Source organism: Nonomuraea coxensis DSM 45129, assembly GCF_019397265.1.
GTDB classification, from domain to species: Bacteria; Actinomycetota; Actinomycetes; order Streptosporangiales; family Streptosporangiaceae; genus Nonomuraea; species Nonomuraea coxensis.
Genome location: NZ_CP068985.1, coordinates 6,246,628 through 6,268,557 on the forward strand (window position 1 = coordinate 6,246,628; position 21,930 = coordinate 6,268,557).

Annotated in this window: 19 protein-coding genes; 7 read left to right on the forward strand and 12 right to left on the reverse strand. The window is 73.7% G+C overall.

The window, feature by feature from the left end:
- Positions 1 to 140: 140 nt before the first annotated feature.
- From Nocox_RS29255 to Nocox_RS29275, 5 genes are all read left to right on the forward strand, one after another.
- Positions 141 to 1,652 carry an LCP family protein gene (locus tag Nocox_RS29255; protein ID WP_020540629.1) on the forward strand — a complete coding sequence of 504 codons (1,512 nt, stop codon included), beginning with the start codon at positions 141 to 143 and terminating at the stop codon, positions 1,650 to 1,652.
- 170 nt (positions 1,653 to 1,822) lie between these two features.
- Positions 1,823 to 2,797, forward strand: coding sequence for an ABC transporter substrate-binding protein (locus tag Nocox_RS29260; protein WP_020540630.1), 975 nt, complete (start codon positions 1,823 to 1,825; stop codon positions 2,795 to 2,797).
- Positions 2,794 to 3,594, forward strand: coding sequence for an ABC transporter permease (locus Nocox_RS29265; RefSeq protein ID WP_020540631.1), 801 nt, complete (start codon positions 2,794 to 2,796; stop codon positions 3,592 to 3,594). The genes Nocox_RS29260 and Nocox_RS29265 overlap by 4 nt, the downstream gene beginning before the upstream one ends.
- 5 nt (positions 3,595 to 3,599) lie before the next feature.
- Positions 3,600 to 4,373 carry an ABC transporter permease gene (locus Nocox_RS29270; RefSeq protein WP_020540632.1) on the forward strand — a complete coding sequence of 258 codons (774 nt, stop codon included), beginning with the start codon at positions 3,600 to 3,602 and terminating at the stop codon, positions 4,371 to 4,373.
- A gap of 57 nt (positions 4,374 to 4,430) precedes the next feature.
- Entirely contained in the window at positions 4,431 to 5,210 is a 780-nt protein-coding gene (locus Nocox_RS29275) for an ABC transporter ATP-binding protein (protein ID WP_051112420.1), read from the forward strand.
- Between the two features lie 123 nt (positions 5,211 to 5,333).
- Here the strand turns inward: Nocox_RS29275 and Nocox_RS29280 are convergent, their stop codons facing one another.
- The 6 genes from Nocox_RS29280 to Nocox_RS29305 form a co-directional block, all read right to left on the reverse strand.
- On the reverse strand, positions 5,334 to 5,933 hold the full coding sequence (locus tag Nocox_RS29280; protein WP_020540634.1) for a hypothetical protein: 600 nt from the start codon (positions 5,931 to 5,933) through the stop codon (positions 5,334 to 5,336).
- Positions 5,934 to 6,255: 322 nt separating this feature from the next.
- Complete coding sequence (locus Nocox_RS29285) at positions 6,256 to 7,257, reverse strand: hypothetical protein (protein WP_020540635.1); 1,002 nt, start codon at positions 7,255 to 7,257, stop codon at positions 6,256 to 6,258.
- A gap of 199 nt (positions 7,258 to 7,456) precedes the next feature.
- A complete protein-coding gene (locus tag Nocox_RS29290) occupies positions 7,457 to 7,672 on the reverse strand; it encodes a hypothetical protein (protein ID WP_026213811.1) in 216 nt (71 codons plus the stop codon).
- A gap of 117 nt (positions 7,673 to 7,789) precedes the next feature.
- The gene (locus Nocox_RS29295; RefSeq protein ID WP_026213812.1) at positions 7,790 to 8,794 is read right to left on the reverse strand and encodes an enolase C-terminal domain-like protein; all 1,005 of its coding nucleotides are present in this window, start codon (positions 8,792 to 8,794) and stop codon (positions 7,790 to 7,792) included.
- 22 nt (positions 8,795 to 8,816) lie between these two features.
- Positions 8,817 to 10,313, reverse strand: coding sequence for an MFS transporter (locus tag Nocox_RS29300; protein WP_063711592.1), 1,497 nt, complete (start codon positions 10,311 to 10,313; stop codon positions 8,817 to 8,819).
- A gap of 78 nt (positions 10,314 to 10,391) precedes the next feature.
- A complete protein-coding gene (locus Nocox_RS29305) occupies positions 10,392 to 11,132 on the reverse strand; it encodes a TetR/AcrR family transcriptional regulator C-terminal domain-containing protein (RefSeq protein ID WP_020540639.1) in 741 nt (246 codons plus the stop codon).
- A gap of 106 nt (positions 11,133 to 11,238) precedes the next feature.
- Here Nocox_RS29305 and Nocox_RS29310 point away from each other — a divergent pair, with 106 nt between their 5' ends.
- Positions 11,239 to 12,687 carry an MFS transporter gene (locus tag Nocox_RS29310; RefSeq protein WP_020540640.1) on the forward strand — a complete coding sequence of 483 codons (1,449 nt, stop codon included), beginning with the start codon at positions 11,239 to 11,241 and terminating at the stop codon, positions 12,685 to 12,687.
- Between the two features lie 53 nt (positions 12,688 to 12,740).
- Positions 12,741 to 13,289 (forward strand): hypothetical protein, encoded by a 549-nt coding sequence (locus tag Nocox_RS29315; protein WP_020540641.1) that lies wholly within the window; start codon positions 12,741 to 12,743, stop codon positions 13,287 to 13,289.
- Between the two features lie 4 nt (positions 13,290 to 13,293).
- Here Nocox_RS29315 and Nocox_RS29320 read toward each other — a convergent pair whose 3' ends face one another.
- The 6 genes from Nocox_RS29320 to Nocox_RS29345 form a co-directional block, all read right to left on the reverse strand.
- Positions 13,294 to 14,445 carry a VWA domain-containing protein gene (locus Nocox_RS29320; RefSeq protein WP_020540642.1) on the reverse strand — a complete coding sequence of 384 codons (1,152 nt, stop codon included), beginning with the start codon at positions 14,443 to 14,445 and terminating at the stop codon, positions 13,294 to 13,296.
- 11 nt (positions 14,446 to 14,456) lie between these two features.
- Positions 14,457 to 16,919, reverse strand: a complete 2,463-nt coding sequence (locus tag Nocox_RS29325; protein WP_020540643.1) for a DUF5682 family protein — start codon at positions 16,917 to 16,919, stop codon at positions 14,457 to 14,459.
- Positions 16,916 to 17,980, reverse strand: a complete 1,065-nt coding sequence (locus Nocox_RS29330; protein ID WP_020540644.1) for an ATP-binding protein — start codon at positions 17,978 to 17,980, stop codon at positions 16,916 to 16,918. The genes Nocox_RS29325 and Nocox_RS29330 overlap by 4 nt, the downstream gene beginning before the upstream one ends.
- Positions 17,977 to 19,371: a DUF5691 domain-containing protein gene (locus Nocox_RS29335; protein ID WP_063711587.1), complete on the reverse strand. Its 1,395-nt coding sequence runs from the start codon at positions 19,369 to 19,371 to the stop codon at positions 17,977 to 17,979. Before Nocox_RS29335 ends, Nocox_RS29330 begins: the two co-directional genes overlap by 4 nt.
- A 115-nt stretch (positions 19,372 to 19,486) precedes the next feature.
- A complete protein-coding gene (locus tag Nocox_RS29340) occupies positions 19,487 to 20,770 on the reverse strand; it encodes an SWIM zinc finger family protein (protein ID WP_026213813.1) in 1,284 nt (427 codons plus the stop codon).
- 203 nt (positions 20,771 to 20,973) lie between these two features.
- Positions 20,974 to 21,894, reverse strand: a complete 921-nt coding sequence (locus Nocox_RS29345; protein WP_020540647.1) for a sigma-70 family RNA polymerase sigma factor — start codon at positions 21,892 to 21,894, stop codon at positions 20,974 to 20,976.
- Between the last annotated feature and the right edge of the window lie 36 nt (positions 21,895 to 21,930).

Consider the following 21,930-nt stretch of genomic DNA (forward strand, 5'->3'; position numbering starts at 1 on the left):
AACCGAATCTTATTCGGTCATTGGTGTTCACCCGCCGATAACGACATCATTCGTCTTCGGTGCGTAAGCTGCCGCCTCGGTCCGGTGGCCTACGGAGACCTTTACGGGGAAACGGGGATGTCGTGCGGGCAAAGGAACCGGTGAGCACCGGCGCGGTGCTCGGCTGGCTGGCGCTGTCGGCGCTGGCGCCGGGCGCGGCGCACCTGCGCACGGGGCGGCGCAGGACGGGCCTGGTCCTGCTGTCCTGTTACGCGGCGCTGCTGCTGGCCGGGCTCGGGGTGTGGCTCGCGGTGGACGCCGGCGACCTGGTCGGCACGCTGATGGACGACACCGCCATGACGGCGGTCATCGCCGGGACGATGGCGCTCGGGGTGGCCTGGTTCGCGCTGATCGTGCACTCGTTCGTGGTGCTGCGGCCCAGCCGGCTGCCGCAGCACGGCCAGATCCTCACCGGCACGCTGGCGGGGCTCATGGCGGTGCTCGTCGTGGTGCCGTTCGGCGCGCTCGGCAACCTGGCGTGGACCGCGCAGGCGACGATCAACGACATCTTCCAGGGGCCGGCGGAGGCCGGCGCCGACCCGGGCACCGGGATCGGCGCCGACGCCGGTTCCCCCGTCACCGCGCCGCCCTCGCCCGAGGACCCGTGGGCGGGGCGCAAGCGGGTCAACATCCTGCTGCTGGGCGGCGACGCCGACGACAACCGGACGGGCGTCCGCACCGACAGCATGAACCTCGCCAGCGTGGACGTGGAGACCGGCAACACCGTGCTGTTCAGCCTGCCGCGCAACCTGGAGGACGTCCGCTTCCGTCCCGGCACGCCGATGGCCGAGCGCTTCCCCGCCGGCTTCCGCCTGCCGCCCGACCCGGGCGGCGGCCGGAGCGACCTGCTCAACAGCGTCTGGGAGTACGCCGACGCGCACCCGGAGATCTTCGGCGGCAGGCAGCACCAGGGCCCCAAGGTCCTGATGGACACGATCGGCTACACCCTCGGCCTCCGGGTCGACTGGTACGCCCTGGTCAACATGTGGGGCTTCGCCCGCCTCATCGACGCCATCGGCGGCATCACGGTCACGGTCGAGACGGACGTCGTGTTCGGCCGCTACAACGAGGGCCTGGTCAAGGCCGGCACGCGCCGGCTCAAGGGCGCGGACGCGATGTGGTACGCCCGCTCGCGCACCAACAGCGACGACTTCACCCGGATGCGCCGCCAGCGGTGCGTGCTCGGCGCCCTGCTGACGCAGGCGGACCCGGCGACGGTGCTGACCCGCTTCAACCGCATCGCCCTGGCCACGAAGGAGCTGATCAGGACCGACATCCCGCGTTCGATGCTGAAGAACCTGGTGCCGCTGGCGCTCAAGGTCAAGAACGCCAAGGTGTCGAGCGTGCAGTTCGTGCCGCCGCTGATCAACACGGGCTATCCCGACTGGGAGAAGATCCGGAGCGTCGCGACCAAGGCTGTCCGCGACGCCTCGGCCGCGAGCCCGGCCGTCGTGGCCACCGGCCCCGCCGTTCCCGCGAACGCCGACAGCGGCGCGACGGCCACCCCGTCGGCGACCCCGGGGAAGAAGACCCCGAAGAAGAAGCAGCAGCCGGCCGAGAACGGCGACGACCCGGTCAAGGGCCTGACGGAGGGCTGCGGCGGCGCCCTCTGAGCGCCCCGGGACGCCGGGAACACCTCATTGGCTCTCACTAGCTGTGGGCCATATTGTCAACAATCACGCCTGGCTCGCCAGCCCCAGGGTTGTGGTGCACGGATGTTGCCGATATTGTCAACAATCTCGTCGCGAATCCACACCCCCTGGTACGACTCCCTGGAGAGACCGTGATCAAACCACGCGCGGCCCTGGCCGCCGCCGGCGTCCTCCTGCTCGCCCTCACCGCCTGCGGCGGCGGGCAGAGCGCCTCCCCCGAGCCCGGCTCCTCCGCCTCCGGCGAGCTCAGCCCGGTGAAGGTCAGCGTCATCCCCATCCTGGACGTGGCGCCGATCTACCTCGGGGAGCAGCAGGGCTTCTTCGCCGCCGAAGGGCTCAAGCTGGAGATCGTGACCGCCCAGGGCGGCGCCGCCATCGTCCCCGCCGTCGTCAGCGGCCAGGTGGACGTCGGGTTCAGCAACTTCACCTCGCTGATCCTCGCCCGCTCCAAGGGCCTGCCGATCAAAGTCATCACGCCGGGCGTGGCCTCCACCGGGGTCGCGGGCCAGGACTTCGGCGGGGTGGTCGTCAAGGCCGGCAGCCCGATCAAGTCCGCCGCCGACCTCGCCGGCAAGCGGGTCGCGGTCAACACGCTCAACAACATCAACGACACCACGGTGCGCGCCTCGATCAGGGCCGCCGGCGGCGACGCCAAGAACGTCACCTTCACCGAGCTGGCCTTCCCCGACATGCTCGCCGCCCTCGACAAGGGCAACGTGGACGCGGTCCAGGTCGTCGAACCGTTCCTCGCCACCGCCGTCAAGAACGGCGACCGGGTCGTCGCCTCCAACTACGTCGACACCGCGCCCAGCCTCGCCATCGCCGGCTACTTCACCTCCCAGCAGACCGCGACCGGCAAGGCCGACCTGATCAAGCGCTTCACCGCGGCCATGCTGAAGTCCCTGCGGTACGCCACCGACAACCCGGACGCCGTACGCCAGGTCCTGCTGAAGTACACGAAGATCGACGCCGGGCTGACCGGCTCGCTCACGCTCCCCACGTTCCCCACGAAGGTGGACCGCGCCTCCCTGGAGACGCTGGCGAAGCTGGCCAGGCAGGACGGGCTCGTCACCTCCTCCCCCGACCTCACGGAGCTCGTTCCGTGACGGCCGCGACCCTGGGGCGCCGCTCCCCGCCGCCCGCCTGGCTGCTCGGCCTCGCCGGTCTGGCCGGGCTGGTCGGGATCGTGGAGCTGGCGCCCAGGGCCGGGCTCGTGGACGGGCGGTACCTGCCGCCCTTCAGCGCCATGGCCGCGGCCCTCGCCGAGCAGGCCGCGACGGCGGAGTTCTGGCAGTCGCTGCTGGAGACGCTGCGCGGCTGGGCCACCGGCCTCGCCATCGCCATGGTCGCCGGAGTGGCGCTCGGCCTGGTGATCGGCGGCGTCCCGCCGCTGCGCGCGGCGCTGAACTCGACGATCGAGTTCCTGCGCCCGATCCCGTCGGTCGCGCTGATCCCGCTGGCGGTGCTGCTGTTCGGCACCGACATGCGCTCGACGTTGCTGCTCGTGGTCTACGCCTCGTTCTGGCAGGTGCTGCTCCAGGTCCTGTACGGCGTCCGCGACGTGGACCCGGTCGCCCGCGAGACCGCCCGCTCCTACCGGTTCCGCCCGCTCACCCAGGTGCGGACGGTGACCTGGCCGACCGCGCTGCCGTACGTCATGACCGGCTTCCGGCTGGGCGCGGCCGTGGCGCTGATCCTGGAGATCACCGGCGAGCTGATCATCGGCTCGCCCGGCCTCGGCAGGCAGATCGCGGTCGCGCAGACCTCTGGGGCCGTGGCCTCCATGTACGCCCTGGTCATCGTGGTCGGCCTGATCGGCGTCACCGTCAACGTGGCCGCCCGCGCCACCGAACGCCGGGCGCTGCGCTGGCACCCGTCCATCCGGAGGGACCTCGCGGGATGAACCTCATGAACGCGGGCCGCAAGGCCCTCCTCGCGCTCGCCGTGCCGGTGCTGCTGGTCGCCGCCTGGTGGCTGGCGACCGCCGGCGCCGCCTCCTTCTTCTGGCCGCCGCTCAGCGAGATCCTGGCCGCCTTCGCCGACACCTGGTTCAGCGCCCGGTTCGTGACCGACGTCCTGCCCAGCCTCGGCCGGCTGCTGGCCGGCTACCTCGGCGCGGTCGTGGCCGGCGTCGCCCTCGGCACCGCGGTCGGCTCCTCGCGCACGCTGCGCGGCCTGCTGGAACCGGTGCTCGAGTTCTTCCGCGCCATCCCGTCGCCGGTGCTGGTGCCGATCCTCATGCTGTTCGCCGGCATCGGCGACGGCATGAAGATCCTCGTGATCGTCTCAGGCTGCGTGTGGCCGGTGCTGCTCAACACGGTGGAGGGCGTACGCGCCCTGGACGAGGTGCTGAGCGACACCGCCCGCAGCTACCGGATGCGCCGCCGCTCCCGGCTCGTCCACCTGGTGCTGCGCGGCGCCGGCCCGCAGATCGCCGCCGGCGCGCGGCAGGCGCTGTCCATCGGGATCATCCTCATGGTGATCAGCGAGATGTTCGCGGCCAGCAACGGCCTCGGCTTCACCATCATCCAGTTCCAGCGCAGCTTCGCCATCCCGCAGATGTGGAGCGGCATCATCCTGCTCGGGCTCGTCGGCATCGCCCTGTCGATGGCGTTCCGTGCGGTGGAGGCCCGGCTGCTGCGGTGGTACACCGGTTTGCGCACGGCACAGCGAGAGGGCTGACACATGACCGCCAACCCCACGGGCGTCCCCGCCCGTCCCCTGTCCGCCACGACGGCCATGCTGGACGTACGCGGGCTGAAGAAGGTCTACGAGGGGCGGGGCCGCAGTGTCGAGGCCGTACGCGACCTGACGTTCACAGTCGCCGCCGGCGAGCTGGTCTGCATCGTCGGCCCCTCGGGCGCCGGCAAGACCACGCTGCTGAGGTGCATCGCCGGGCTGCTCGACGCGACCGCGGGCGAGGTCGTGCTGGAGGGCGAGCGCGTCACCGGCCCGCCGCCCGGCATGGCGGTCGTCTTCCAGGAGTACGGCCGCAGCCTCTTCCCCTGGATGACCGTGCGGCAGAACGTCGAGCTGCCGCTGAAGGAGAAGAAGGTCCCGAAGGACCGCCGGCGCCGGCTCGTCCAGGACTCCCTGGAGGCCGTCGGCCTCGCCGAGGCCCAGGACGCGCACCCGTGGCAGCTCTCGGGCGGCATGCAGCAGCGCGTCGCCATCGCGCGGGCGGTCGCGTACGAGCCGCACCTGCTGCTGATGGACGAGCCGTTCGCCGCCGTGGACGCCCAGACCCGCGCCGACCTGGAGGACCTCGTCCGCTCGTTGTGGCAGCGTCTCGGGGTCACGGTGCTGTTCGTCACCCACGACATCGACGAGTCGGTCTATCTCGGGCAGCGCGTCATCGTGCTGTCCAACTCGCCGACGGTGGTGCTGGAGGACGTCCCGATCGACCTGCCGGCCGAACGCGACCAGCTCACCACCCGCTCCCTGCCCCGCTTCGCCGAGCTCCGCTCCCACGTGTACGAGCTGATCCAGCTCGCCAAGTCCGGCCACCGCCCCGCCTGACCCGCCCACCGGGGCACACCGCAGCATGCTCGCCCCCGCCTGCGTGGCCACCCGTCATCGTCCAGCCAAGACGTCCGCGAAGCTGCTCAGACGGGCGGGACGTGTGCGGGGGTCGCGCACGTCTCATCGCCCTCTGACCGGCTCCGCCGATGAACCGGCGCCATCGCGCAGCCGCTCCCCCCATGCCCTGAGCTTGCGCAACCTGACAGGCGCCGGATCGTCCTCGGCCACGTCGGGGAGAAGCGACCTCAGCAGCTCAATTCTGGAAGCGTTTTCGGGGCAGTGTGTGCTCAGGACGAGGGCGGACGCGGCTGTCTCCTTGTCCGCCTCGTGGAGCAGCTTCCCGACGGCCTGATGGGAGATGCCCAGGAGGTAGCCGATGTCGCGGTGGACGTAGCCTCTGCGGGCCAGGTCCGCCACGGTCGTCTGCGTCACCTCCGCAGCCTGCTGCTTGGCCACCCTGGCGGCGAGGCGGGCCAGCAACGTGGCCTCCAGTTCGGTGGCCACGTCCTCGTCGGCCACCGTCAGCTCGAAATCGGCGTCAATCTCCGAGACGTCGACATCGAGCATCGTGGCCACCAGATCGCGAGCCATCTCCTCGGCGTGCTCCAGGCGCTTCACCTGGGTGTGGTAGCCGCGCTTGAGACCGGGCCCGCGGACGGTCAACGCCCACCAGGGGCCGCTCTTGCCAGCAGTGATGGTGTAGGTGTCGTGTTCGCTCACTGGCCCTCCTGCTCCTTCGCGGCCTCGACGAGGATGCTCTCTCAGTTCTCCAAGATTCCTTTCGCCGTGCGCTCGTTGACCTCCGCATGGCGAGGGACGGGCATCGCCTCCGAACCGGCATGCCACTTCGTGTGACTACCGCCTTCGGTGGAGTGCACAGGCACGCCGTACTCCTTCGCGAGTTTGCGCATCCGGCGTTCTAGATCCCGCTTCCTCATCACCCAGTCTAGGCTACTCAGGTTGCAGAACTCTAGGCAACTCAGGTTGCAGATTGTCGCGATTGTGCGGCTGAAGCACGAGCAGCCGACGGGGAAGTGACACCTCAGGCGGGGGTGACGGTTTCCGTGGCCTCGTTCCAGCGCCACGGCACCTGGTGGCCCCGCAGGTGGACGCCGCCGATCCACCGGTCGACGCCGTTGAGGGTGATCTGGTCGGCCTGGCCGGCCAGGACCCGCGCGCCGGGCTCCGTCAGGCGCAGGCCCGTCGCGTGGGTCACCGGGCCGCCGTGCGGGTCGAGGTCGAGCAGCGGGTACGGCCCCCGCGCCAGCCGATCCATCCGGTCGTAGTACGTGCTGTCGCCCATGAACGGCCGTGTCTCGCGCGCCGCGGCCTGGTGGAAGGCCGTCCCCGCGTCGGGCGCGCCGGCGGCGACGGCGGCCAGCACCCGCCGCTCGGCCAGCGACAGGCCGTCCCGCGTCGAGGGGTACTCGCGGCCGAGCCGGTCGAACGCCTCCCCCAGGAACCGCAGCTCCCCCAGGCGGGAGGCGGCGACGCCGGCCAGTCCGTCAGGCGTCGGCGCGCGGAAGGCCGCCCACGCGCGGGTGGCCAGCTCCAGCGCCGCCGGGGTCAGCCGGGCGCACGCTCCCGTGGCGGGCAGCTCGCGCAACTGCGCGGCGGTGAGCTGGCCGAGGCCGCCGAACCGGGCGATCCCCGGGTATTCGCCGATGCAGATCAGCGTCACCCGCCCGGCGGGGACGCCCAGGGCGGCCAGGCGGGCGAGGATCTCGACGATCTGGAGCTGGTCGTACAGGTCGGCCTCGAACCACAGGACGTACTCGCCGTCGCGGTTGTCCTCCAGGGCCCGGTCGCGTTCGGCGAGGACGCGCAGCGTCGCCTCGCGCCCGGCGGGCTCGTGCGCCATGAGGTGGGCGGCGCGGACGCGGCGCAGCTTGTCGGGGGCGACGTCCGGCACCGGGCCCTCGTGCAGGACGTCGCGCCAGTAGACCACGCGCCGCGCGAGGCCGGTGCCCGGCACGTCGGTGGCGTCGCCGTTGCTGACGTGCAGCGCCTCGGGCAGCCGCCCGTCCGCCGCGCTCTCGGTCATGGTCGCCTCCTGTCGGTGCCCAGGGTACGGGGGGCGCAGGGTGTGGGCGAGCAGCCTCAACCTGTTCGAGGGCGGGTCGCCGCCGGGGCGGGCGAGCGGTGGAAGGTGGCACGCCAGCGGTGGCGTCCGCCGTCCCGCAGCTCCTCGACCGTGCCGCGGTCCAGGCCGTCCGTCGCGAACGCGGCGATCTCGGACGGCGTCAGCGGCCACGGCGGCGCGAAGACCGGCCCGCACCGGTGGCGTGGGTGGCGGTCCACTCGCCGAGCAGGGGGTGCGGGGCGCGGGAGTCCCACGGCACGATCGCCTCGCCGGTGGCCGACTCGGCGTAGAGCCGTTCGAACCAGCCCAGCGGGTCGCCCGCGGCCAGCGACTCGCCGGCCAGCCGGATCGCGTCCTCGTCAGGGTCCCTGCCCATCGGCCCCACCTCCGTCAGCGACCCGGACGCCTTGACGCGCCCGGCTCTCCGGGCCACTCCACCACGTGGGCACGTTCGCCGAGCACCCGGCGGGTACGCGCTCGGCGAACGCCGGCGTCACGAGTGGAAGGTCTCCTTCGCCATCCGGCGCAGGCGGCTCTCGTCGATGTCGTGGCCGAGCCCGGACTGCGTCAGCGGGACGGCGATGACGCCCGCGTTCGCCCCCACGATCGGGGTGACGAGCTGGTTCTGGCGGGGCGGCTGGGTGACGTCGCAGGGCAGCGTGCAGCCGGGCAGGCTGGCGACGGCGACGGTGGCGGCCCTGGCCAGCCCCATCCCCTGGCCGCCCGCGCACTGGATGTCCCAGCCGGCCGCCGCCGCCCGGTCGTGGGCGCGGCGGGCCTCGCTCAGGGACGGGAACGCCGTCGGCCGCAGCAGCAGCACCCGCGCGGCCCGTACGGTGAGGAAGTCGTCGAGCTCGGCCGTCGAGGCGACCTCGACGGCGACGGAGGCCGTCACCTGGTCCTGGAGCGCGGCGTGGGCGTAGACGTCGCCGGCGGCGAAGGGCCGCTCGATGACCTCCAGGCCGTAGGAGTCGAGGGCGACGAGCTGGCCGTGCTCGGTGTAGGCGTTGCCGCAGTCGACGGCGAGGGTCAGCGCCGGGTAGGCGGCCCGCACGGCCCGCACCGGCTCGACGTCCCAGCCGGGCCGCACGTCGAGCGTGACGTGCCCGTAGCCGGCGCAGACCTGCTGGTTGACCCGGCTGACCAGGCTCTCCGTGGACGGGTCGGGCGACAGGCGGACGGTGGCCATGAGCGAGGTGCGGGTGCCGCCGATCGCCTCGGCGAGCGGCACGCCGCGCATCCTCGTCCACAGGTCCCAGCAGGCCATGTCGACCGCGGGGTCGCCGCTCGGCACGGCGTCGGGGTGCTCCCAGTCGACGCCGATGATCAGGGCGGCCAGCGTCTCCTCCAGCTTCGACCAGGTCTTCGGCTGGGGGGAGAGCGCTTCTCCCCAGCCGGTCATGCCGCCGTGGTCGGTGAGCTTCACGAGCAGGGTCTCCGACCTCCTGCCGTACGGCAGGACGAGCCGGAAGACCTCGAGCTCACGCACTCGCGGCATGTACCCCCCTCTTACGGCCCGTTCAGGGCGCGGACACTTCCATAGTGCCTGCTGTACGGGACCGGACCAAACGGGGGGCCAGCGCGAACGCCAGCACCGCCAGCGCCACGGCGGTGAGCAGACCGGCCGCGTAGCTGCCGCCGGAGGCGGTGAAGACCGCTCCGCTGGCCGCCACGGCCACCACGGTGAAGACCGACTCGCCGACGCCCACGGCGGCGCTGTTCTGGCCCTCCTCCCCCGGCGCGGACATCTCCAGCACCAGCACCGAGACCGTCGGGTGCAGCATGCCGATGCCGAGCCCGGCGAGCGCCATGGCCACGTGCGCGAGCGCCAGCGGCACCGCGTCCACCAGCACGAGCGTCACCAGCGCGAGGCCGGTCGCGAGCAGGGCGGCCCCGCCGCGGACGGCGAGCAGGTTGCTGATCCGGCCGCGGCCCTTGAGCCAGGAGCCGGTGGACCAGCCGAGGGCGCCGATCGTGAGGACGATGCCGGCGGCGGTGGCGCTGAGCCCGCGCTCGTTGATGAGCATGAGCGGGATCAGCACCTGGGCGGCGGTGAGCGAGCCGAACGCCAGTCCGCGCAGCACCGGCGCGGTCGGCAGGCCGGGCGCGGCCCGCAGCGAGCCGGGCAGCAGCAGCCTGGGCAGGGCCACGGCCAGCAGGACGACGCCCGCGGCGAGCAGGGGCAGGCCGGCCAGTTCCATCGCGCTGCCGTACTGGATGAGCGCGGCGGCCACGGCCGTCACGGCGGCCCAGGCGAGCTTGCGGCCGAGGCCGGGGGCCGGCGCGGGCTCGACGGGGCCCGCAGCGAGACCGGGGTCCGAGGGGTCCGCGCCCAGACCGGGGTCCGAGGGGTCCGCGCCCAGACCGGGGTCCGAGGGGTCCGCGCCCGGACCGGGCGTCCGTCCAGGGTCCGCGCCGAGGTCGCGGCCGGTGGTGCCGCGCCAGAGCAGCAGCGCCGACGGCACGACGATGAGCGAGACGCCGAGGAAGATCCACCGCCAGTCGGCGTTCTCCACCACGAACCCGGCGATCGCCGGGCCCACCATCGACGGCACCACCCACGCGGCCGAGAACAGCGCGAACACCTTCGGATGCAGCGCGGCGGGGTAGACGCGGGCGACCAGCACGTACAGGGCGACCTGGGTGGCCCCGGCCCCGAGCCCCTGCACGAACCGCCCGGCCACGAACACCTCCATGTCGGGCGCGAACCCCGCCAGCAGCAGCCCCGCCACGAACGTCGCCACCCCGGCCGCGATCGGTTCGAGCGGCCCCCGCCGGTCGCTCCACCGCCCGCCCAGCACGGTCGCGATCACACTGGCCGCCAGCGTGGCGCTGAAGGCCAGGTTGTACAGGCGCATGCCGTGCAGTTCGCGGGCCACCACCGGCATGGCCGTGGCCACCGCCATCGCCTCGAACGCCATCAGGGTCACGATGGCCACAAGCCCGAAACTCAGCGCCCGGTACGGCGCCGACACCACGCCGCCCGCGGCCGGCGCCTTGCCAACAGTCGTCGTCATGCCGGTCACGCTAGGGCGACGGCGCAGCTCAGCGCATCGGCCGCTGGGCCTAGGAGGCTCTCGGCACTTGGTCCTAGATCAGGCCCCCGGCATGCGGCTCTCGAGGCCGTCGAGCATCAGCTCCAGCCCGTACAGGAAGCGGTTCTCGCCGTCGTCGGCGATCAGCTCGTCGATGTGCCGGTGCAGGTGCGGGAAGGTGGAGGCGGGCAGGGCGCGGTAGTAGGTGGCGATCTGGCCGGAGAACCGCTCGAAGTACTCCCGCGGGTCGCTCATCCCGGAGGCGCGCATGCGGGCCAGGTGCAGGGAGCCCTCGTAGGCGTCGCCGATGAGGTAGAGCGAGAGGCGGTCCATGACCAGCGACGCCTCCCTCGGATCCATGCCGGCCTCGATGAGCAGCCCGTAGACGAACTCGCCCGCGCGCAGGGAGTTGGGGCCGGTGGGGATGCTGGCCAGCGCCGCGCGGGCCACGTCGGAGTGGCGGCAGAGCACGCGGTGCACCTCCAGGCAGTACGCGCGCAGCTGCTCCTTCCAGCGGGACGGGTCGCGCTCGGGCAGCCGGAGCTCGCCGAGCACCCGGTCGTAGATCAGCTCCAGCAGCTCCTCCTTGTTGGCCACGTGGGCGTACAGGGACGCCGGGCCGGTGTCGAGCTCTTGGGCGACGCGCCGCATGCTGAGCGCGTCGAACCCCTCGGCGTCCAGGATCAGCAGCCCGGCCTCGACGATGAGGTCCTGGCTGAGCTGGCGCTTGGGCTGCGGCTGCCGGCGTGACTTGCGCCAGGGAGGCACGGGCACGCCGTCGGTCGTCCTCGTCCGGTCCATACCGAACACTGTACTTGACACGAACACTGTTCGCCTCTAAAACAGTGTTCGTGACGAACACCGTTCGTCCCTTAGAACACCGTTCAACCCGTCAGGAGTCCCCCAGATGACCGTCACCGCCTCCCAGGAGACGGGAGAGGCCCAGGGCTACCGGTGGAGATGGGTCGCGCTCTTCGTGATCCTCGCCGCCGAGGTCATGGACCTGCTCGACGCCCTGGTCACCACCATCGCCGCCCCGACCATCCAGCGTGAGCTGGGCGGCACCGACAGCCTCGTGCAGTGGCTCGGGGCCGGCTACACGCTCGCCATGGCCGTCGGCCTCATCACCGGCGGCCGGCTCGGCGACCTGTACGGCCGCAAGCGCATGTTCCTCATCGGCGCCTTCGGCTTCACCGCGGCCTCGCTGCTGTGCGGCGTCGCCGGCAGCCCGGAGATGCTGATCGGCGCCCGGGTGCTGCAGGGCCTGTTCGGCGCCGTGATGCTGCCCCAAGGGCTGGGCCTGATCAAGGAGATGTTCCCGCCGCACGAGCTGGGCAAGGCGTTCGGCATGTTCGGTCCGGTCATGACCATCTCGTCGGTCGGCGGCCCGGTGCTGGCCGGCTGGCTCGTCGACGCCGACTTCTTCGGCACCGGCTGGCGCATGATCTTCCTGATCAACCTGCCGCTCGGCCTGGCCGCCGCGCTCGCCGGGATCCGCTTCCTGCCTGAATACCGCCTGTCCAACGCCACCCGGCTCGACCTCGGCGGCGTCGGCCTGGTCTCGCTCGCCGCCCTGCTGCTCATCTACCCGCTCATCCAGGGGCGCGAGCTGGGCTGGCCCTGGTGGACGTTCGCGTCCATGGCCGCCTCGGCCGTGGTCTTCGCCGTCTTCGCCCGGTACGAGTCCCGCCGCGCCGCCTCCGGCAGGGACCCGCTCGTCGTCCCCGGCCTGTTCCGCAAGCGCGCCTTCACCGGCGGGCTCGTCGCCGGCCTCGCCTTCTTCTCCGGCATGATGGGCTTCGGCCTGGTCTTCAGCCTCTACGCCCAGATGGGGCTCGGCTTCACGCCGCTCAAGGCGGGCCTCGCCGGGCTGCCGCAGGCCATCGGCGGCGTGATCGGCTTCGGCCTGGCGATGTCCGGGCTGCAGGAGAAGCTCGGGCGCGGGCTGCTGCAGATCGGCGCGACCGTGATGGCGGCCGGCGCGGCCGCGCTCGCGCTCACCATCCACTTCGCCGGGCTCGACGTCACCGTCTGGCAGCTCGCCCCCGGCCTCGGCCTCGTCGGCATCGGCATGGGCCTCACCATGGCGCCGTTCTTCGACATCGTGCTCGCCGGGGTGGAGCCGCACGAGTCCGGCTCGGCGTCCGGGACGCTGACCGCCGTGCAGCAGCTCGGCGGGGCGCTCGGCAGCGCCGTGCTGGGGACGCTGTTCTTCAACCTGCTCGCCGACCGGTGGGGGTTCGGCGACTCGATGGAGGTCACGGTGTGGGTCGAGGTCGGGCTGCTGGTGCTGACGTTCGCGCTGTCGTTCCTGATGCCGCGGCACGCCCGCCCCGGCCAGGACCCCGCCCACTGAGCCCCCCGCCGGCCCGCGGGGGTGCCACCCGGCGGTCGGCTAAGATCGCGGCCATGCGCCTTCCCTTCCAGCTGCGCGGCATGGACGGCACGGTCGCGATCGAGGTCGGCCCCAACGACGAACCAGAGGCTCTGGGCTGCCGCTTCCCCGGCGGCGCCCGCGACCTGGCCACCTGCACGGCCGTCATCGAGCACCCCGGGCGGGGCTACACGGGGCTGATGGGGTGGGTGCAACTCGTGAGCAGCACGGACGGCGAGTCGGGCGAGGACGGGTTCGATCCCGACCCGCTGGGCTTCTACGGCGACCTCGACGTGCCCTACGGGTTCTTCGGGGTACGGCCGACGCTGTTCGACGCACCGTCCCGCGACACGCGCGACGACCTCGTCTGGGTGGCGCACAGCTTCCTGTGCTACTCGCCGGACCTGGCGACGCGGACGGTGTGCGCGGTCACGGGATTCTCCTGGGGATTCACCATCCGGTCCGGGCACATCGAGATCCAGGGGCCGGAGAAGCTGACCGCCGGCGACTGGGACCGGCACGGCGCCCGGCTCTCCGGCGCGTACCCCGGGTGGGAGTTCGCCCCGGGGTACCGCACCGGCTGAAGCATCAGGCTCCGAAGGCGCGTTCCGCCCACCGGCCGATGTCACGGCGCTCGATCGCCGCCGCCATCAGGCCGGGGAAGGCGTCGGGAGTGCAGGCGAACGCCGGCACCCCCATCGCGGCCAGCGCCGCGGCGTTCTCGTGGTCGTAGAACGGCGCCCCCTCGTCCGACAGCGCCAGCAGCACGATCACCTGGACGCCGGCCTCCTTCATCGCCGCCACCCGGCGCAGCATCTCCTGCCGGACGCCGCCCTCGTACAGGTCGCTGATCAGGACGAAGATCGAGTCGCCCGGCCGGGAGACGAGCCCCTGGCAGTAGGCGATGGCCCGGTTGATGTCGGTGCCGCCGCCGAGCTGGGTGCCGAACAGCAGCTCCACCGGGTCCTGCAACTGGTCCGTGAGGTCCACCACCGCCGTGTCGAACACCACGATCGACGTCTTCAACGACCGCATCGAGGCCAGCACCGCCCCGAACACGCTCGCGTACACCACCGACGCCGCCATCGACCCGCTCTGGTCGACGCACAGCACCACCTCGCGCTGCACCGCCCGCCTCCGCCGGGCGTAGCCGACCAGCCGGGACGGGACCACCGTGTTGCGGTCCGGCAGGTAGTGCTTGAGGTTCGCCCGGATCGTACGGTCCCAGTCGACGTCGGCCACCCGCTTCGGGCGGTGGGTGCGCGCCGAACGGTCGAGCGCGCCCGTCACCGCCGCCCGCGTCCGCTGCGCCAGCCGGCGCTCCAGCTCGGCCACCACCGTGCGGACCACCGCCCGCGCCGACTCGCGGGCCTGGTCGGGCATCACCTTGTTGAGCGCGAGCAGGGTGCCGACCAGGTGCACGTCCGGCTCCACGGCCTCCAGCATCTCCGGCTCCAGGAGGAGCCTGGTGAGGTTGAGCCGTTCGATCGCGTCCTTCTGCATCACCTGGACGACCGTGGCGGGGAAGTACGTGCGGATGTCGCCGAGCCAGCGGGCCACGCGCGGCGCGGACGCCCCCAGCCCGCCCTCCCTGCCGCCGCCGGTCCCGGCCCCGCCGCCGCCCTCGCCGCTGTCGTAGACGGCGGCCAGGGCCGCGTCCATGTGGGCGTCGTCGCCCTGCAACCCGTACCCGACCCCGTCGGCGTCCCCACCGCCCAGCACCAGCCGCCAGCGCCGCATCCGCTCGTCGCTCAACGATCCCCCTCTGTTGCGCGGGCCGCCGGGCGGCCGATGATCGACAGGACGGTGGCGACGGCGCCGGCCGCGCGGCGCTCGTCCAGGTCGTGGGCGTCGTCCCCGCCGCGTTCGTGTCCCGCCGAGCGCAGGCGCTCCCCGATCGAACGGCGCTCCGGGGCGGCGAACGCGCCGAACGTACGGCGCAGCAGCGGCAGCACGTCGGTGAACTGCTCGGCGGACAGCCCCGTGAGCCAGCCGTCCACCAGGGCGAGCAGCCGCGCGTCGTGCACCAGCAGCAGCCCGCCCCCGCTCAGGAAGCCCTCGACCCAGGACGCCGCCCGTGCCGGCGTCTGCCCGCGCGACATGGCCCGGGACATGCGGTCGCCGGCGTCGTCGAGCTCCCCGCAGTCGAGGAGGATCCGGGTGAGCCGCCCCTCGACGAGCCCGTGCAGATCCCGCCGATCACTGAGCCCCCGCAACGTCGCCACCCAACGCTCCCGCTCCCGGCCACCCTCCACCCCCTCAACCCGCCCTGACTCCCGCTGGGTGTCTGAGGGCCGCCCCTTCTCCCCCTGAAGGTCCTCGGTCCGTGCCGACTCCGGCTGGACGCCTGAGGCCCGCCCCGGCTCCCGCTGGGTGTCTGAGGCCAGCCTCTTCTCCTCCTGAAGGTCCTCGGCCCGTGCGGCGGGTCCTGTGTGTTCGGTGAGGAGGGCGACGGCGGAGTGGACGGCGTCGACGTGTTTGAGCAGGTCGGCAGCAGCGTCGTCGTCCAGGCCGGTCACGGCGACCGGCAGCCCGATCCTGATCCGGTCCAGCATCGAGCGGACGATCACCGCCAGCCCCTCGGCCGGGGTGCCGCGCACGTCGCCGTAGCGGTGGGCGCGGACCATCGCGGGCAGCGCCGCCATGAGGTGCGTGACGTCGGTGTCCAGGGCGGCCCGCGCCGACAGGGCCGCGAGCACGGCGGGCAGCGCCTCCGGCAGCCCGGCCAGCAGGCACTGCTCGACCAGCGCCGTCAGCTCCGCCAGCGCCGCCGAGCCGGTCCCGGCGAGGTCGGCGGCCCGCCGGACGGCCGCCGCGGCGACGGTGGTGCCGAGCGCGGCGTGCTCGATCAGCGCGAGGTCGTGCTCCGGCCGCCACCGCAGGGTCCACGTCTCGCGGAAGGTGCCCTTGCCGCGCGCCTGCCCCGGCGTGCCCCAGCCCACCTCCAGCAGCCGCAGCCGGTGCAGCAGGTGGCTGCGTTCGAGGTCGAGGGGCTTGCGCAGGTCGAGGTCGAGCTCGCGGTCGAGCGCCTCCGGCCGCAGCCGCAGCCGCCGCTGCTGGTCGCGCAGGTCACGCTGGAGCGGCACCATCGGCACGCCGTCGGGGACGTGGCCGAGCCGGTCGCCGACGACCAGCCGCCGCTGGATCAGCTCCACCGCGAGGTCGTCGCCCTCGCACAGGACGGCCCTCGCCGCCTCGGTGACCTCGCTCAGCCCGGCCAGGGGCCGGCCGCGGAGCGCGGCCAGGCTCCCGGCGAGCCGTACGGACTCGATGACGTGCGCGGACGACACCGCGAGCCCTTCGTCGCGGAGCACCCTGGCCGCCTCGGCCAGCCACCGCTCCACCGGGCGGTCGGGCACGGTGAACAGGTGGTGGTACCAGCCCGGCGAGGTGACGCCCGCGCCGTAGCCGCTCCGGGAGGCGAGCCGGCCGTACGTCCACGGCACCCAGGTCAGCTCCGCCTTCACCTTGGGCAGGCCGCGCAGCAGCGCGTTGTCGGCCGCGGCGGACGGCAGTGGGCCGGCCAGCGCGGGCACGTGCCAGGCGCCGCAGACCACGGCGACGCGGGTGTGGCCCTGCTTGAGTGCGGCGCGTACGGTCCTGCGCATGTGGGCCTCGCGCCTGGCCTCCCGCTCGTCGGGGACGTGACCCTCGCGTACGGCGGCCATGGCCTCGGCGATCACCTCGAACCACCGCACCGGCCCGCCCGCCGGCCCGTCCGCCGGCCCGCCGCCGCCGGGCTCGGAGCGGTGCTCGACGACGTCCTCCCACCAGCGTTCGGGGTCGTCGTAGCCGGCCGCGGCGGCGAGCGCGCCGATGGGGTCGGCCCGCCGCGCGTCGGGCGGCTCGCCCTCGCCGTCCCGCGGGTCCTCGGCCAGGGTGTGCGCGGCCGGCAGGTCGCAGAAACCCACGGGCACGCCGGCCGCCACGCCGTACAGGATGGCCTGCCACTCCGGCGAGAACCGGGCGAACGGCCAGAACGCCGCCCGGGACGGCGCCCCCGGCACGTGCGCCAGCAGCGCGACGGGCGGCTCAAGGCCAGGGGCGAGCCGGACGAGCGCGTCGGCCTCGGGCGGCCCCTCGATGAGGATCGCGTCGGGACGCAGGCGTTCGAGCTCGGCGCGCACGGCCCGGGCCGAGCCCGGCCCGTGATGGCGCACGCCGAGCACCGTCACCCGCGGCTCCCCCGCCGCGAACGCTCCGGACGTGGTCATGTGGCCTCGCGGCAGGCTCGGTAGAAGTCGCGCCAGTCGGAGCGCTCGCGGACCACGGTCTCCAGGTATTCGCGCCACACCACCCGGTCGGACACCGGCTCCTGCACCACGGCCCCCACGATCCCGGCGGCGACGTCGGCCGGACGCAGGACGCCGTCGCCGAAGTGGGCGGCCAGCGCGATGCCGCTGGTCAGCACGGAGATGGCCTCGGCCGTGGACAGCGTGCCGCTCGGCGACTTGAGCTTGGTGCGCCCGTCCTCGGTGACGCCCGCGCGCAGCTCGCGGAAGACCGTCACCACCCGCCGGATCTCCTCCAGCCCCGTGACCGTCTCCGGCAGCTCCAGCGAACGCCCGAGCTGGGCGACGCGCCGGGCGACGATGTCGACCTCCTCCTCGGCGGTCGCCGGCACCGGCAGCACGACGGTGTTGAAGCGGCGGCGCAGCGCGCTGGACAGCTCGTTGACGCCGCGGTCACGGTCGTTGGCGGTGGCGATGACGTTGAAGCCGCGTTCGGCCTGCACCTCGCGGTTGAGCTCGGGGATCGGCAGCGTCTTCTCCGACAGCACGGTGATCAGCGCGTCCTGGACGTCGGACGGCATGCGGGTCAGCTCCTCGACCCTGGCGACGCGCCCCTCGGCCATGGCCCGCATGACGGGCGACGGGGTGAGCGCGTCGAGCGAGGGGCCCTCGGCGAGGAGGCGGGCGTAGTTCCAGCCGTAGCGCACGGCCTCCTCGGCGGTGCCGGCCGTGCCCTGCACGAGCAGCGTGGAGTCGCCGCTGACGGCGGCGGCGAGGTGTTCGGACAGCCAGGTCTTGGCGGTGCCGGGCACGCCGAGCAGCAGCAGCGCGCGGTCGGTGGCGAGCGTGGCGACGGCGACCTCGACGATGCGGCGGGGGCCGATGTACTTGGGGGTGACGCGGTCGCCGTCGCCCAGCACGTAGGTGGTGACCGCCCACGGCGACAGCCGCCAGCCGGGCGGGCGCGGCCGGTCGTCGTCCTTGGCGAGGAGGGCGAGCTCCTCGGCGTACTGGTCTTCCGCGTGCGGGCGCAGGACGGTCATGGGTGCTCCTTCGTCGGTCTCATGACCGGGGCGCTGTCGGACATCTCGGGCAACAACTCCTTGTGCAGGTCGGCGCGGAACCGCAGCAGGGCCGCGACCTGCTGGATCGGCTCGACCGGCGAATAGCTCTCGGCCAGCGGGAACAGCGCGGGGTCGATGTGCTCGCCGGCCAGCTTGACCAGCTCGCCGAGGTTCCACGGCTGCGTGGCCGCCACTTTGACGATCTTGTGGAGGACGGCCGTGGCCAGCTCCTCCTTCCACGGGGACGACACGCCGCCGAGCACCATGATGAGCTGGCTGTCGGGCTCGTGCCCGCGGACGAAACCGGCCGCCAGGTCCTGCTGCTCCTGCGGGGGCAGCGACACCAGCAGGTCGGCGATCGGGTCCCAGCCGAACATCGCCCGCGCCCACCCGGGGTCGCGCTGGAGCACGGCGGCGCGTACCCAGGCGGTCCTGACGTCGGCGTCCCAGTCGGGGACGCGCATGGCCAGCAGCCGCTCGGGCGGATGGCCCCATGCCGCGAGCGGGGCGCGGGAGATGAGCTGCTGGAGCCACCAGGCGCGCTCGCCGAGGCCGCGCGGCGCCTTGGGGCGGATGCCGTCGCGTTCCATCGCCTTGTCACACGCCTGGGGGGCCTCGATGAGGATGAGGTCGCCGGTGACGGTGACGCACGACCGCAGCCGCTCGGCCATGCGCCGCGCCATGCGGGAGCCGGGGAGGCGGGTGAGGAGGTTGGCGGCCGTCTGGCGCACCTCGCGGCGGCGGTCGTCGAGCGCGGCCTCCAGGAACGGCTCGTCGGCCATGCTCAGCCCGTCGGACAGCAGCGCGACGAACTCGGCCCGGTCGTCCGGCGTCTCCCGCTCCCACGTGCTCTCCAGCAGCAGCCTGGCCTCGCCGGGGTCGGCCGCGCGCAGCGCCCGCAGGTGGGCGCGGCGGTCGGCGGGGCCGCCGAGCTCCCACGTCTCGCCCGTGGGCTCCGCCAGCAGGTAGGCCCACGCCGGGTTGAGGCCGGCCAGCCACCTGCCGCGCCGGCCGGCCAGCACGCCGAGGTGTGCCCGGATGGAGCCGTCGCGGCGGCCGCGGTCGAGCAGGTCGGGCAGCATGCGCGGGGGGACGCGGCAGCCTGTCGCCGCCGCCGCGGCCAGCCACTCGGGCAGCAGCCGCTCGTGCTCGCCGCCCAGGATCCGGGCCAGCCGCTCGGCCGCCCGCCGCCCGACCGCCGGGCGGTCCTCGGCGGGGGCGGGCTCCGGCGGCGCCACCGGGCCGAGCCGCCGCCCGGCCCGCAGCCGCGCCACCTCGACGGCCGCGTCCTCCAGCAGGACGCCGTGGTACGGCCGCCGATCGGTGCCCACGAGCGCCGCCGACGTCAACTCCTCCCACCGACTCACCACACCAGCCTCCGCAACTCGCCCCGCCCACTCACCACGCCGCCCCCCGCCGCTCGCCCCGCCCACTCAGCCGGGGGCTTCACGCGGTCGCGGGGTGGCGTCGTCGCTCGTACGGGGATCACAGGATCACCGCCACTCCGTCGTCGTCCCAGGTGGTGAGGGGGCGTAGGCCCCGAGGTGTCCACTCGGCCGCCACCGTCAGCGGACGGCCGCCCGACACCGCGAGGAGTCGCCAGGGGTCGCGGGCGGCGGGATGCAGCGGGAGCCCGCCGATCGCGGCCCGTTCGGGGACGACGTCCGCCAGCACCAACGGCCACGACTCCACCCATGGGTCCTCCCCGACGGCGCGGGCGACCTCCTCCAGCGCCTCCTCGGGCGACCTGCCCGGCGGCGGGCCGGCGGCGGGGACGGTGCCGTGCCGGTCGGCGACCAGCGCCCGCAGGGGGGCCGCGCCAGGGTAGAAGGTGACGTCGGCGTCGAGGGTGACGCCGGTGACCAGCGTCGCGTCCAAGGGCTGGCCCGGCGGCGCGAACGACAGCACCAGCGCCGCCCGCCCGCTCTTCCGCCCGCGCAGCCACACCCGGCGCGCGGTCAGGCGGTCCTGCGTCTCGTCGCGGCGGCCCAGGACGTCCCAGTGGTCGCGGAGGGCCGGGCCGGCCAGCACCTCGTCCCGCGTGACGGGGAACCCGGCGCGGACGAGGACGGTGCGGGCCAGCGGAGCGGGCAGCTCGGCACGCCGGCGGTAGGCGACGGCGAGCAGGTTGATCAGCGCGTATTCGGCCAGGAGCCGCCCCGGCCAGTCGTCGCCCGCCCGGACCTGGGCCAGCCTCGACACCATGCCGGCGACGCCGGGGGCCTGGGCGTCGATGAGGCGCTTGGCCAGGCCGTCCCACTCGTGCTCGGCCGCCCCCGCGAGCCCTTGCCGCACCTGGTCGGCCAGCCACCGCTCCACCTCGGCCAGCCCGGCTCCCACCCGCCCGTGCCGCACCGACTCCGCCCCGGTCTGCCCCGTCAGGCCGGCTGGGGCGGGGTGCTGGTCCGGGGTGCGGGTGGGCCGCTGCCGGCTCGCTCGGCGGGTGCGGGCGGCGAGCCATTCGGCGGCCCAGGCCGGGGCCGGGTCGCCCTCCGGCGCCCCGTCGCCCGCCCACAGCAGCAACAGCCCGAGCGCGTGCTTGCAGGGGAACTTACGGCTGGGGCAGGTGCAGCGGTAGGCGGGCTCGCTCAGGTCGACGCACGCCAGGTAGGGCTGGGCCCCGCTGCCTCCGCACGCGCCGTAGAGCAGCGTGCCGGCCACGCCGCGCACCTGCCATCGACCCGGCGACGCCACGCCCTGCGCGGCCTTCGCCGAGGCCGCGTCGGGGGCGAGGGCGAGCACCTGATCACGGCTCCACCGTTCGATCACCTGCCGCAGACTAGCCACTCCGACCGACATTTCGCGGGCCCCTGGACTCGGCCGGGTGGAGCTCAGGACCTACCCCGACGGGCCGTCCGTCCACGTCGCCGACGAGGCCGCCGCCCCGGACCTCCTCCCCCATCCGGAGGGCGGCTGGTTCCTGCCCCACGTGGTCAGGTCGGACGAGGTCTGGCTGTGGCACCGCGGCGGCTTCAGCCGAGGCCGATCCAGGCCGTCAGGCCCGCGCTCGCGCCGCGCCGGCACAGGCGGGCCAGCGACTCGCGTTCGAGCTGGCGCACCCAGTGCGAGGTCAGTCCCATGCGGTCGGCGACCTGGCGGGGGGTGTGCTCGTCCTGGCCGTCCAGGCCGAAGCGCATCCGTACGATCATCGCCTGGCGCGGCGCCAGCCCCGCCACCAGCGTGGCCAGCGTCTCCTTCAGCGCCTTCCGCTCGGCGGTCTCCACGGGCGTCAGGCCGCCGGGGTCCTCGACGAGGTCGCCGGGCGCGAGGTCGAGGCTGACGCAGCCCTGGGAGACCCGGCGCAGCAGGACGAGCTTGGCGGGTTTCTCGCCGAGGTGGGCGGCCAGCTCCTCCTCGGTGGGGGTGCGGCCGAGGCGCTGGGTGACGACGCTCTCGGCCTGCGCCAGCTTGCCGAGCTCGTCCTGGACGCCGATCGGCAGCCGCATGGTGTGCGCGTGCTCCAGCCCTTGCTGGATGTACTTGCGGATCCACCAGGTGGCGCAGGTGGAGAAGCGGTGGCCGCGGGTGTGGTCGAAGCGTTCGACGGCCTCGATGAGGCCCAGGTTGCCGTCCTGGACGACGTCGGCCCAGGACATGCCGCGGTAGGCGTACCGTTTGGCGACGGCGACCACGAGGCGCAGGTTCGCCCTGATCAGGTGCTCGCGGGCGGCCTGGCCGTCGGCGGCCAGCTCCTCCAGGCCGGGCCGGGCGCCGTCCGTGGCGAGCAGGCGGGCGGCGGTCCTGCCGGCCGCGACGCGCTCGGCCAGCGCGATCTCCTCCTCGGCGGTCAGCAGCGGCGTGCGGCCGATGCGCGCCAGGTAGTCGCCGAGGTGGTCGGCCTGCGGCCCGGCCTCGCGCGCCGTATGTGAGCCGTTCGACCCCACGATGCTCATCTCGCCTCCTGATCACTCCGGCTCCCATGACATCGC

What these genes read in the sequence shown, in the direction of transcription:
- Nocox_RS29270 (WP_020540632.1), top strand. Translation starts at nt 3,600, where the DNA reads ATGAACGCGGGCCGCAAGGCCCTCCTCGCGCTCGCCGTGCCGGTGCTG.
- Nocox_RS29275 (WP_051112420.1), top strand. Translation starts at nt 4,431, where the DNA reads ATGCTGGACGTACGCGGGCTGAAGAAGGTCTACGAGGGGCGGGGCCGC.
- Nocox_RS29285 (WP_020540635.1), bottom strand. Translation starts at nt 7,257, where the DNA reads ATGACCGAGAGCGCGGCGGACGGGCGGCTGCCCGAGGCGCTGCACGTC.
- Nocox_RS29290 (WP_026213811.1), bottom strand. Translation starts at nt 7,672, where the DNA reads ATGGGCAGGGACCCTGACGAGGACGCGATCCGGCTGGCCGGCGAGTCG.
- Nocox_RS29295 (WP_026213812.1), bottom strand. Translation starts at nt 8,794, where the DNA reads ATGCCGCGAGTGCGTGAGCTCGAGGTCTTCCGGCTCGTCCTGCCGTAC.
- Nocox_RS29300 (WP_063711592.1), bottom strand. Translation starts at nt 10,313, where the DNA reads ATGACGACGACTGTTGGCAAGGCGCCGGCCGCGGGCGGCGTGGTGTCG.
- Nocox_RS29305 (WP_020540639.1), bottom strand. Translation starts at nt 11,132, where the DNA reads ATGGACCGGACGAGGACGACCGACGGCGTGCCCGTGCCTCCCTGGCGC.
- Nocox_RS29310 (WP_020540640.1), top strand. Translation starts at nt 11,239, where the DNA reads ATGACCGTCACCGCCTCCCAGGAGACGGGAGAGGCCCAGGGCTACCGG.
- Nocox_RS29315 (WP_020540641.1), top strand. Translation starts at nt 12,741, where the DNA reads ATGCGCCTTCCCTTCCAGCTGCGCGGCATGGACGGCACGGTCGCGATC.
- Nocox_RS29320 (WP_020540642.1), bottom strand. Translation starts at nt 14,445, where the DNA reads ATGCGGCGCTGGCGGCTGGTGCTGGGCGGTGGGGACGCCGACGGGGTC.
- Nocox_RS29325 (WP_020540643.1), bottom strand. Translation starts at nt 16,919, where the DNA reads ATGACCACGTCCGGAGCGTTCGCGGCGGGGGAGCCGCGGGTGACGGTG.
- Nocox_RS29330 (WP_020540644.1), bottom strand. Translation starts at nt 17,980, where the DNA reads ATGACCGTCCTGCGCCCGCACGCGGAAGACCAGTACGCCGAGGAGCTC.
- Nocox_RS29345 (WP_020540647.1), bottom strand. Translation starts at nt 21,894, where the DNA reads ATGAGCATCGTGGGGTCGAACGGCTCACATACGGCGCGCGAGGCCGGG.